Source organism: Pelomonas sp. KK5 (genome assembly GCF_001984095.1).
Taxonomy (GTDB): Bacteria; Pseudomonadota; Gammaproteobacteria; order Burkholderiales; family Burkholderiaceae_C; genus KK5.
The window spans coordinates 1-10,744 of sequence record NZ_LYVQ01000224.1 but is presented as its reverse complement, the minus strand read 5'-3'; the positions used below and the strand labels follow the sequence as shown (position 1 = coordinate 10,744).

General features: G+C 70.4%; 10 protein-coding genes. 3 read left to right on the top strand and 7 right to left on the bottom strand.

Translation table 11 applies throughout. The features are described 5' to 3' along the window. The first annotated feature begins 16 nt into the window (after nt 1-16). Together B0W88_RS25580 and B0W88_RS25575 are read left to right on the top strand one after the other, a co-directional pair. Nucleotides 17-1,657 carry an AMP-binding protein gene (locus tag B0W88_RS25580; protein WP_077037429.1) on the top strand — a complete coding sequence of 547 codons (1,641 nt, stop codon included), beginning with the start codon at nt 17-19 and terminating at the stop codon, nt 1,655-1,657. Nucleotides 1,658-1,679: 22 nt separating this feature from the next. Then, complete coding sequence (locus B0W88_RS25575) at nt 1,680-3,428, top strand: alkyl sulfatase dimerization domain-containing protein (protein WP_077037428.1); 1,749 nt, start codon at nt 1,680-1,682, stop codon at nt 3,426-3,428. Between the two features lie 4 nt (nt 3,429-3,432). Here B0W88_RS25575 and B0W88_RS25570 read toward each other — a convergent pair whose 3' ends face one another. The 6 genes from B0W88_RS25570 to B0W88_RS25545 are packed head-to-tail and all read right to left on the bottom strand — an operon-like array spanning nt 3,433 to nt 9,628. Next, complete coding sequence (locus B0W88_RS25570; RefSeq protein WP_077037427.1) at nt 3,433-3,804, bottom strand: YidH family protein; 372 nt, start codon at nt 3,802-3,804, stop codon at nt 3,433-3,435. A 32-nt stretch (nt 3,805-3,836) separates the two neighbouring features. Continuing rightward, nucleotides 3,837-5,540: an alkyl sulfatase dimerization domain-containing protein gene (locus B0W88_RS25565; protein WP_144006966.1), complete on the bottom strand. Its 1,704-nt coding sequence runs from the start codon at nt 5,538-5,540 to the stop codon at nt 3,837-3,839. Continuing rightward, nucleotides 5,537-6,799: an MFS transporter gene (locus B0W88_RS25560; protein WP_077037425.1), complete on the bottom strand. Its 1,263-nt coding sequence runs from the start codon at nt 6,797-6,799 to the stop codon at nt 5,537-5,539. Before B0W88_RS25560 ends, B0W88_RS25565 begins: the two co-directional genes overlap by 4 nt. A gap of 41 nt (nt 6,800-6,840) precedes the next feature. Beyond that, nucleotides 6,841-8,448 carry a GMC family oxidoreductase gene (locus B0W88_RS25555; protein ID WP_077037424.1) on the bottom strand — a complete coding sequence of 536 codons (1,608 nt, stop codon included), beginning with the start codon at nt 8,446-8,448 and terminating at the stop codon, nt 6,841-6,843. 2 nt (nt 8,449-8,450) lie between these two features. Then, nucleotides 8,451-9,068 (bottom strand): thiamine pyrophosphate-dependent enzyme, encoded by a 618-nt coding sequence (locus B0W88_RS25550; RefSeq protein ID WP_077037423.1) that lies wholly within the window; start codon nt 9,066-9,068, stop codon nt 8,451-8,453. A gap of 14 nt (nt 9,069-9,082) precedes the next feature. Continuing rightward, a complete protein-coding gene (locus B0W88_RS25545; RefSeq protein WP_077037422.1) occupies nt 9,083-9,628 on the bottom strand; it encodes a thiamine pyrophosphate-binding protein in 546 nt (181 codons plus the stop codon). 91 nt (nt 9,629-9,719) lie between these two features. Between B0W88_RS25545 and B0W88_RS25540 the strand changes: the two genes are divergently transcribed. After that, the gene (locus B0W88_RS25540) at nt 9,720-10,418 is read left to right on the top strand and encodes a Crp/Fnr family transcriptional regulator (protein ID WP_077037421.1); all 699 of its coding nucleotides are present in this window, start codon (nt 9,720-9,722) and stop codon (nt 10,416-10,418) included. 17 nt (nt 10,419-10,435) lie between these two features. Here the strand turns inward: B0W88_RS25540 and B0W88_RS25535 are convergent. After that, the coding region (locus B0W88_RS25535) for an FAD-dependent oxidoreductase (protein ID WP_144006965.1) at nt 10,436-10,744 on the bottom strand (309 nt) is incomplete at its 5' end.

Here is a 10,744-nt window from a genome sequence, read left to right as displayed (position 1 = left end):
AGCAAGGAGAGACGCGATGCCCGCCCACCGCCCCTGGCTCGCCGCCTACGGCGACATGCCCGCCGAGATCGATGCCGACGCCCATCCGAGCGTCGTCGCGCTGCTGGACGAGGCGATGCAGCGCCACGCGAACCGCACGGCCTTCGTCGCCTTCGGCCAGCGCCTGAGCTATGGCGAGGTGGACCGCCTGTCCGCGCGCCTCGCCGGTCATCTGCAGCGCGATCTCGGCGTCGCCAAGGGCGACCGCGTCGCGGTGATGCTGCCCAACCTGGCCGCCTTCCCGATCGCCCTGCTGGCGATCGCGCGCATCGGCGCCGTGCAGGTCAACGTGAACCCGCTGTACACGCCGCGCGAGCTGGCCCATCAGTTGCAGGACTCGGGCAGCAAGGTCATCGTGATCTTCAACGGCGCCACGCCCACGCTGGCCGGCATCATCGGCCAGACGGGCGTGCAGACGGTGATCACCGCCGCGCCGGGCGACGGCCTGCCGGTGGCGCTGCCGGCGCCGCCGGTCGACGCGCGGCTGGCGCACGCGATCCCGCTGGCATCGATCCTTGGCGGCGCCGACCCGGGGCAATACCTGACCCCGCCTCTTGCCGGAACCGACCTGCTGTTCCTCCAGTACACCGGCGGCACCACCGGTGTCTCCAAGGGCGCGGCGCTCTCGCACCGGAACATCATCGCCAACGTGCAGCAGTTCAAGGCGATCGCGCCGAACGCGCTGCGCGAGGGCCGGGAGGTGGTCGTCACCGCGATCCCGCTGTATCACATCTTCGCGCTGACGACGAACTTCATCTGCTGCTTCAGCATCGGCGCCGAGAACTGGCTGGTGCCGAACCCGCGCGACATGGAAGCCTTCATCAACGTGCTGCGCGATGCGCGCCCGACGCTGATGACCGGCGTGAACACGATCTTCGCCGGCATTGCCGCCCACCCGCGCGCCGCGGAGATCGACTTCTCGCGCCTGCGCCTGGCCGGCGGCGGCGGCACCGCCGTCGTCGAGGCCACCGCGCAGCGCTGGCAGGCGCTGACCGGCACCAGCATCCGCGAGGGCTACGGCCTCTCGGAGACCAGCCCCATCGTCAGCTTCAACACCGAGCAGGCCAGCGCCTTCAACGGCACGACCGGCGTGCCGGTGCCCTCCACCGACGTGCGCCTGCTGACCGAGGCCGGCCAGGACGCCGCGCCGGGCGAATCGGGCGAGGTCTGCGTCAAGGGCCCGCAGGTGATGAGCGGCTACTGGCAGCAGCCGGAGGCCAGCGCCGCCGCCTTCACCGCGGACGGCTACTTCCGCACCGGCGACATCGGCGTGTTCACACCCGAGGGCCTGCTGAAGATCGTCGACCGCAAGAAGGACATGATCATCGTGTCCGGCTTCAATGTGTTCCCGAACGAGGTCGAGGCGGTGGCCATGGCCTGCCCGGGCGTGGCCGAGGCGGCCTGCGTGGGCGTGGCGGACGAGAGGAGCGGCGAGGCGGTGCGGCTGTACGCGGTGCGTACGCCCGGCTCCGAGCTGACCGCCGAGCAGTTGCTCGATCACTGCCGCGGCGAGATGACGGCCTACAAGGTGCCGCGCCAGGTCGTCTTCATCGACGCGCTGCCCAAGTCCGCCGTCGGCAAGGTGCTGCGCCGCGAGCTGCGCGACAGCGCCGCCTGAATCAACACAAGCGGAGACCGGAATGGAACGAGCCAAGCCCGCCCGCCCCGTTGCATGGCGCTGGTACAACGAGAACCCCGGCTTCCAGCCGGCTACCTTGCCCAACGGCACGGTCATCAATTTCAGCGAGTGGCAGAAGGCCCTGCCGATCATCCGCATCGACGGCAGGCCGCCGCGCGCCGAGCCCGTGACCGAGGGCGTGTGGATGATCTGGGGCGTGTTCTACGGCCCGGTCGTGATCGAGCGGCCGAACGGCCTGATCGTCGTCTCCACCGGCGAGAACGCCGATGACGGCCGGCTGTTCCGCGAGATCATCCGCCGCGACATCTCCGACAAGCCCGTCATCGCGCTGGTCTACGACCACGCCCACTACGCCAAGGGCGCCGCGACCCTGCTCGACGGCGACCCCGCGATGATCCTCGCCCACCCCGACTCCGACCGCACGGTGCAGGCGTCCGGCTTCCTCGGCCTGCCGACGATCCCCGAGATGATGCCGGCGCTGGACGGCCGCGCCCGCATCCACTTCGGCACCGACATGCCCACCGAAGGCCCGGACGCCAAGGTCGGCGCCGCCGCGCTGGAACTGGGGAAGAAGAGCGCCTGGCTGCCCTGTACCCGCACCCTGGCCGACGGCGAGTCGATCACCATCGACGGGCTGGAGATCCAGGCCTTCCATGCGGTCACCGATGCCGAGGATTCGCTGAGCCTCTGGATCCCGTCGCTGCGCATGGTCGTCGACAACGTGCTGTGGCCCTGCCTGCCCAACCTCTACACGCTGCGCGGCGACCGCTACCGCGGGCCGGAGAACTGGATCGCGGCGCTCAAGAAGGTGCGCGACCTGGCGCCCGAGATCGTGCTGGATGTCGGCGGCGGCGCCCGGCCGCTGGTCGGCCGACAGTCGATCCAGGACACGACCAATGCAGTGATCGACGCCTCGCAGTTCGTCTACGACCAGGCGATCCGGCTCGCCAACCGCGGCGTGCGGATGCAGGAGCTGCGCCACCACATCGTGCTGCCCGAACACCTGCGCGAGAACCCGTACGTCAACGAGCTCTACGGCCAGATCGACACCTTCCCCGAGGCCTACGCGGGCCAGGCGCACGGCTGGTTCTCCGGCCATGCCGAGGACCTGCATTCGCTGCCGCGCGCAGTGGCCTCGGCCAACTGGCAGGCGCTGGCCGGCGGCGAGGCCAGGGTCCACGAGGCCTTCCTCGAGGCGCAGCGCACCGGCCAGCACCTGTGGGCCAAGGACCTGGCCATCGTGCTGACCGACGTGTGCCCGGACAACAAGGCCTACCGCCAGGCCCTGGCCGACAGCTTCCGCACGCTGGGCCGCTACAGCGCCGGCGTGATCACGCGCAACTTCTACATGGCCGCCGCGCGCAGCCTGGAGGGCGAAGCGGTGCACACGCTGGGCAGCGTGCAGGACGCGGACTGGGTGATGGCCGACGCGGCCCGCGCCGTGAACCACCTGCGCACGCGGCTGGACCCGGAGCTGGCGGCCGGGCAGGAGGGCGTGCTGGCCTTCGAGATCGGCGGCGTGGCCGGGGCGCTGCATGTCCGCAACGGCGTGGCCGAGTTCGTCGCCGAGCCGGCACGGCACTACCGCCAGCCGGACGCGACGATCGTCGCCGAGCCGCCGCTGTTCGCCCGCTACTTCCGGGGCGAGCTGGGCGCCGCCGCCTTCATCGCCGGGGCCGGCGCCGATGCGAAGGCCGCTGCGCTGCTGGGCCTGCTGGACGAATTCCGCCAGCGCCCGATGTATCCCTGAAGGCTCAGCCGGTGACGATGAACCAGGCCGCCATGCCCAGCGCGCAGCAGGCCAGCGCCAGGTTCATCGCCGGTCCCGGCCACGTCGCATGGCCGCGCGGCACCTCCGGCTCGCTCAGCTCGCGCAGGAAGCGCTGGAACTGCCAGGCCGACAGCAGCGCCACCGCCGCGCCGGCCGCCAGCAGGAACACGCCGAAGAACAGCGAGGTGTGGGCGTGGCCCGGCGGCAGCTGCGCGCCATTGGCCACCACCCGCATGAACAGGCCGAAGCGCTCGACGACGAAGCCCAGGCCGATCAGCGCGATCGCGGTGCGCTGCCAGGCGAGCAGGGTGCGTTCCGCGGCGAAGTAGACCCGCGGGTCGTCGAGGTAGGACATGGAGAGAGGGCCGTATGTTGCTCAGATACCTGCTACTGGATGCCCAGGACCAGATTCGTGATGGCGGCCTCGCCGCCGGCTTGGATCTCGCCACCGGCGAGCAGCTCGGCGCCGCTGGCCTCGCGCCCGACCAGGCGGGCCCAGGCGTCGAAGGACATGGCGAGCCGCGCATCGACCACCTGCCCCGCCGCCGGCGCGGCCTCGCGGATCACGACGACGCCGTTGCGCAGTAGCAGCGTGAAGTCGCTGTCGGGTGCCTTGAAGCGCAGGTGCAGCGTCTTCTCGCCGCCGGCACTCACGCTGGCCGGCAGGCTGAAGCGCAGGCCGTTGACGTAGGTGCGCGCCGGCATCTGCCTGACCATCGCCGCGTTGACCAGCTTCATCGGCGTGACGCGGGTGTCGCACAGGCCTTCCAGCTCGCGGGCCTGCGTGAGGTACCAGCTCCGCGTGTTGGCGGCGGTGGTGACCTGGCCCATCCTGCGCAGCGCGTCGGCCTTCAGCTGGCGGAACTCCGCCGCACGCGGGCCGGCGTTCTTCAGGCCCCAGGCGGCCATCTGCGCCGTCCACGAATACTCGTTCTTCTCCATCGAGGCGCGGGCGGCAGCCAGGAAGGCGTCCTCGCCGCCGGCCAGCGCGACGAGCCGGCGCGCTTCCTCGTCCTCGGCCACCGGATGCAGCTCCACCGTGTCCTTGCCGAACCAGCCGACCATGCCGGCATAGACCTGGCGCACGTGGTAGGCCAGCTCGCCGTAGTGCTGGCCGGTCAGCCGGCCGTGCGCCAGCGACTCGGGCAGGCGGATCGTCCGCACCAGCTCGTCCGGCGAGAGGCTCGCGTTGATGCCGCGGATCGTCTGGTCGTAGATGTACTGGATGGTGTCACGGTACTCGGTGATCGCCTTGGCGATTTCGTCCCTGCCGCTGATCGGCACGCCGTGCACGCCGACGAGATGCTCCGGCTGCAGCTCCAGGATCTTGTCCAGCCCGCGCAGCAGCTCGATCGGGTTGCGGAACAGCTCGCCGCGCAGCGTGTAGATGTTGAACATCGCCGGCCAGGCGATGTTGTTGATCACTGTGCGGGTCTCGGGCAGCCAGATCAGCAAGGTGTCGTCGGTGTCGCCCCAGCAGTGGAAGAACTCGAACGTCACCCCGTCGATCTCGGTGGCCATGCCATCGCTCGTCGTGTGGGTCGGGCGCACGAAGCCTGTCGTCGGCCTGTACTTGTCGAGCTCGTAGAAGAAGGGGCCGAGGCCCTCGTGGGGCATCGAGTCGGGGCCGTCGGCCGGCAGGTGCAGGCCGAACTGGATCGCCACGCGGCGCATCATGAACGGCGACAGGTCGCCGATGATGCGGCTGGTGTTGCGCATCATCTCCGGGTGGGCCCAGACGGGCACCCGGCCTTCCATCTCCGGCGGCACCCAGGTGCGCGAACCGAACACATAGTGGCCGTGGGTGTAGACCAGCGCGCTGAGCGGCCGGTCGCAGACCGCCTTCAGGTCCGCCTGCTGGCGCTGCGACTGCTCGATGCAATCGCCGGTGTCGACGACGATGACGCCGGTCTTGCCTTCGATCATCGTGCTGTTGCCCAGGCAGGCGCCGACATGGCACCAGACGCCGGGCGCCACCGCATGGACCTTGCGCTCGAACTGCGAGGCATGGCGGACGAAGCTTGCGTTGACGATCGCGCCGCGATCGCTGGTGACGACCTCGACCGGGCCGCCCATATAGGGTGATGTCACTGCGCGAGCCTCCGTGCCGACTGCTCGGGGTTGATGGTGAAGAAGCCGATCACGCTGCCGGCGACCAGGATCGCGCCGATCAGGCCGAAGCCGTGCTGGTAGCCGGCCGCGCCGGGCGTGGCCTCGATCAGCTTGCCGAGCACCGGCGGGGCCAGCAGGCCGGCGATCGAGGCGATCGAGTTGTCGATCGCCAGCACCGCGCCGCGGCGCGAGCCTGGCGCCGCCTGGGCCAGCATGGCCGGGCCGAGCGAGTAGATGACCGTCGTCAGGCCCAGCGCGACGGCGAAGAAGCCGATGCGCATCGCATGGCTCGGCGCTTCCAGCAGCAGCAGGCACATCAGCGCGCCGGCGCCGACATTGGCCAGGCAGGCGAAGCGGCCGCGCGCGCTGCGCGAGGACCAGCCGCGCGCCAGCAGGCGCTGCGAGATCATCGACGCCGCCAGCACCACCGGGATGCTCACCGCCACGATCACGCCATACAGCCGGCCCGCGGTGACGTTGTCATAGCCCAGGCCCTTCTGCAGGTAGGCGGGCAGCCAGGTCAGCGTGGCGGCCAGGCACAGGTAGGAGACGAAATGCAGCATGAAGTTGCCGAGCACGGTGGGGTCGGCCAGCACGCGCCCGAGCGGCGCCTCCCGGGCCGGGAAGCTCTGGCTGGCGGTCGGCTTCTCGCGCGCATCGAGCTTGCCTTCCGCGCCGATCAGCAACCACAGCAGCGCCCAGATCACGCCGACGGCGGCCAGCGCGTAGAAGCTGGCGCGCCAGCCGTAGCGCGCGGTGATCAGCGGCACGGTGATGCCCGACAGCAGCAGGCCGATCGCCCCGCCCTGCGAGAACAGCGCCACCGGTACGTTGCGCTTGTTGTCCGGGAACCATTTGTAGGCGGCGTGGATGGACACGGGCCAGGCCGGGCCTTCGCCGATGCCCAGCAGCACGCGCGAGACGATCATCACGGCGATCGAGCCCGACAGCGCCATCGGCAGCTGGCAGACCGACCAGGCCAGCGCCATCACCAGCAGCATCCATCGGGTGGACAGCCGGTCGGCCAGGAAGCCGCCGGCGATGCCGGAGATCGCGAACAGCCAGAAGAAGCTGCTGCCGATCACGCCGAACTCGGTGGGGCTCAGCTTCAGCTCGTCCATCATCGGCACGGCCACCAGGCCCAGCACGATCTTGTCGGCGAAGTTCACCACCATGAACAGCGTCAGCATGGCGGCGATGCTCCAGGCGCGGCCGGGGCGGTACTCTTGGATGGGCATGGTGCTTGTCTCGATTCTGTTTTTTCGTTGGAGAGCTGGGCTCAGCGCGCGGCGCGGAGCAGGTCCGCGCCCTTCTCGCCGATCATGATGGAGCCCGCGTTGGTGTTGGACGAGGGCATCGAAGGCATCACCGACGAATCGATGACGCGCAGCCGGTTCACGCCGCGCACGCGCAGCTCGGGGTCCACCACCGAGGCGGCGTCGCCGCCCATGCGGCAGGTGGAGACGGGGTGCCAGGAGGTCTGGCCGCACTGCTTGATGTAGTGAAGCAGGCCCTCGTCGTCCTGCACCTCGATGCCGGGGCGGGTCTCGCGTTTGGTCAGTCCCTGGAAGGCGGCCTGGGCGATGACCTTGCGCGACAGGCGCAGCGCATCGAGCATCGCGCGGATGTCCTCCTCGTGCGTCAGGTACCTCGGCTCGATGAGCGGGTCCACCATCGGGTCGCGCGTGTCGACGTGCAGCCAGCCGCGCGACTTCGGGCGCAGCTGGAAGAAGCCGACCTGGAAGCCCGGGAAGGGGTCGATCGAATAGCGGTCCGGGCCGCTCATCTGGTGCAGCTGGATCTTGACCTCGGGCCGCGTCTGATCCGGCCGCGTGCGGGCCTGGGCGTGGACCGTGGCGGAGGGCGTGGCCATGAAGCCCTTGCGGGTCATCAGGTAGTTCGCGCCCATCAGCAGCGTGCGCCACTTGCTGTTGAGCGTCGCGTTGATGCCCATCTCGCGGGTCGCCTCGAAGGTGATGCGGGCCTGCAGGTGATCGTGCAGGTTCTCGCCGACCTCGGGCGCGTCATGCAGCACCGGGATGCCCAGCACCTGCAGGCGCGCGGCCTGGCCGATGCCGGAGAGTTCCAGCAGCTGGGGCGACTTGATCGGGCCGGCCGACAGGATCACCTCGCGGCGCGCGCGGGCCTGCTTCGTCTCGCCGCCCTGCAGGTACTCGACGCCCACGGCGGCGTTGCCTTCGAACAGCAGGCGCGTCGTCAGCGCCTCGACCTGCATGTCCAGGTTCGCGCGTGCCGAAGCCAGCGGCAGGTAGCCGCGCGCGGTGCTGCAGCGCTGGCCGTCCCGAGTGGACAGCTGCAGGTAGCTGACGCCTTCGTTGTGCTGGCCGTTGTAGTCCTCGGTCGCCGGGATGCCGGCCTGCTGGCAGGCGCTGACGAAGGCGTCGGAGACCGGATCGCCGTGCGTCTCGCGCAGATGGGTCACCGAGATCGGGCCGTTGCGGCCGCGGTACTCGGCATCGCCCGAGGCGCTCGATTCCATGCGCTTGAAGAAGGGCAGCACGTCCTTGTAGGACCAGCCGGTGCAGCCGTGGTCCTGGGCCCAGGCGTCGTATTCCGCCGGCTCGCCGCGCACGTAGATCATGCCGTTGACCGAGCTGGAGCCGCCGGGCAGCTTGCCGTGCGGCCAGTAGATCTCCTGGCCCGCGAGGCTGGCCTGCGGCGTGGTCTTCGACTGCCAGACGTAGTTGGCGTCGCCGAGGATCTTGGCCACGCCGACCGGCGTCTTCACCCAGAAGTCGTTGTGGCGCGGCTGGCCGGCTTCCAGCAGCAGCACGCGCACGTCCGGGTCCTCGGTCAGGCGCGTCGCCAGCGTCATGCCGGACGAGCCGGCGCCGACGACGATGTAGTCGTACTCGGCGGCTGCCATGCTCAGGCCGCCTTCTTCAGGTAGTCCGCCAGCGCGGCGGCCTCGGCGCGCATGCGCTCGAACTGCAGGTCGGGCATCTCGGCCTGCTCGAAGCCCGGGCCGGTCTGCTGCGGCATCGGGTCCACCATCAGCTCGACGAAGCTCGGCCCCTCGGCCGCCAGCAGCGCGGCCAGGCGCGCGCCCCACTGGGCCGGATCGCTGATCGTTTCGGCCTGCCGGTAGCCGGCATTGCGGGCCGCCTGCGCGAAGCTGAAGCCGGCGGACGGCGCCTTGATATTGGCCAGGCCGGTGAACTGCGTGCCGTTGTGGATGACGATGTGCAGGAAGTTGGCCGGCGCCTGGGCGGCGATCGTGTTCAGGCCGCCGAGTTCCATCAGCAGGCTGGCGTCTCCATCCACGACGATCACGCGGCGCCCGGGCTGCGCCAGGGCGAGGCCCAGGCCCAGGCAGGCGGCGCCACCCATCAGCGGCACGGCATTGATGCGGTTGGCCGGTTTCGGCAGGTTCTGGCTGGCCTCGATGCGGTCGAAGACGAACATCGCGCCCATCGTGGCGACGAGCAGGGAATCGGCGGGACGCGCCTGGGCGACGGCGCCGCAGGCCTGGATCATGTTCAGCATGGCGGTGTTCTCCTTCAGTTCCAGGCCAGCGGGGCGGACACCAGCACGACGACGGCGCCGCCTTCGCTCTCGGCCTGCGCATAGGCCTGATCGATGCGACCCAGGTCGGCGGCGGAATCCAGCGTATGGAAGGGGATGCCCAGCGCGGCGAGCATCGGCTCCATGAGGCGCACGAGGCTGCGGCGCGACTCGGTGGCGGGTTGGCCGAGGTTGGCGTACTCGCGGCCGAACTGGCCGGCGAGGATCACGGTGGGCACGCGGGCGTCGATGCAGACCGCGCGCAGCGTGTTCACGCAGTTGTAGACGCCCTGGTTCTGCATCACCACGACCGGACGGCTGCCGCCCAGCGTGAGGCCGGCGGCCAGCGTGACGGCCTGGTTCTCGTTGCTGGTGTTGATCAGCTTGACGTCCGGCGCCTCGCCGGCTTCGAGCTTGGCGTGCAGCGCCAGCTGGACCCAGTCCGGCACGGTCACCAGATGGTCGACGCCGCAGCGGCGCAAGGCCTCGAGGCAGGCCGAGGCCGGCACCGAGTGGTTCTGCAGGGAAAATGGGGCGGTCATCGTGCGGGCACTCCGGAAAGCGGTGCCGCAGTGTCTTTTTCGGTGCCTGCCCCGTCTGTCGGAAATCCGACATGTGAATTAACGACTAACCATGATCCCGTCCGCCATCCAGGCCCTCGAGCAAGTCCCCTGGTTCGCCGCCCTCGAGCCGGCCGTGCTGGAGCGGCTCGCCGCGCGCAGCCGCGTGCTGACGCTGCGCCCCGGCGAGTCGCTGGCGCGGCGCGGCGAGCCGCAGACGCGGCTGTCCATCGTGCTCGCCGGCGGTCTGGAGATCGCCATCCACGGGCGCGACGGCAAGCGCCACGTCGTGCGCCACCTGCACGAGCGCGAGGTCTTCGGCCTGATCCCGGTGCTGGACGACGGCGCCTCGGTCCACGACGCCGACGCCCACGGCCTGACGGAGGTGCTGCAGATCCCCCGCGAGGCGCTGCTGGCCGAGCTGGCGACCCAGCCCGCGCTGGCCATGGGCCTGATGCGGCTGATGTGCCAGCGCTTCCGCCAGCTCTACGAGCTGTTCTCGGTGCAGCACCTGCTGCCGATCAATGCGCGCGTGGCACACCTGCTGATGAACCTGATCAACCTGGAGCCACAGGGGCCGCAGGCGGCGCCGGCCGACATCGAGGTGCACCTGACGCAGACGGAACTCAGCGACATGCTGGGCGTGAGCCGCCAGAGCCTGTCCATCGAGCTGAAGAAGCTGGAGCGCGAGGGCCTGATCCGCCTCGCGCACGCCAAGTGCGTGATCGCGGACCCCGTCGGGCTGGAGCGTTATGCCCGGGCCCTGATGTGAGCCCGTGAGCCGATTCCTCAGCCCCTGAAGCGCCGCGGCGACAGCGCCTCGGCCCGCACGCCCATCGCCGCCAGCGCCGCCGGCAGCGGGCGCCCCAGCGCCAGCGCCGCCGCGGCCAGCCCCATCGCCGGCGAGGTCTGGATGCCATAGCCGCCCTGGCCCGCGCACCAGAAGAAGCCCCCCACGCCCGGCTCGAAGCCCAGCACCGGCGTGCGGTCCGGGCTGAACACCCGCAGCCCCGCCCACTGGTGACGCACGCGGCGCACCGGGCGGCCGGTGATGGTCTCGAAGCGGTCGACGGCGATGGCCACGTCCAGTTCCTCCGG

Coding starts and splice junctions, on each gene's coding strand:
- B0W88_RS25545 (WP_077037422.1), bottom strand. CDS start 9,628: ATGACCGCCCCATTTTCCCTGCAGAACCACTCGGTGCCGGCCTCGGCC.
- B0W88_RS25550 (WP_077037423.1), bottom strand. CDS start 9,068: ATGCTGAACATGATCCAGGCCTGCGGCGCCGTCGCCCAGGCGCGTCCC.
- B0W88_RS25560 (WP_077037425.1), bottom strand. CDS start 6,799: ATGCCCATCCAAGAGTACCGCCCCGGCCGCGCCTGGAGCATCGCCGCC.
- B0W88_RS25540 (WP_077037421.1), top strand. CDS start 9,720: ATGATCCCGTCCGCCATCCAGGCCCTCGAGCAAGTCCCCTGGTTCGCC.
- B0W88_RS25575 (WP_077037428.1), top strand. CDS start 1,680: ATGGAACGAGCCAAGCCCGCCCGCCCCGTTGCATGGCGCTGGTACAAC.
- B0W88_RS25580 (WP_077037429.1), top strand. CDS start 17: ATGCCCGCCCACCGCCCCTGGCTCGCCGCCTACGGCGACATGCCCGCC.
- B0W88_RS25570 (WP_077037427.1), bottom strand. CDS start 3,804: ATGTCCTACCTCGACGACCCGCGGGTCTACTTCGCCGCGGAACGCACC.
- B0W88_RS25555 (WP_077037424.1), bottom strand. CDS start 8,448: ATGGCAGCCGCCGAGTACGACTACATCGTCGTCGGCGCCGGCTCGTCC.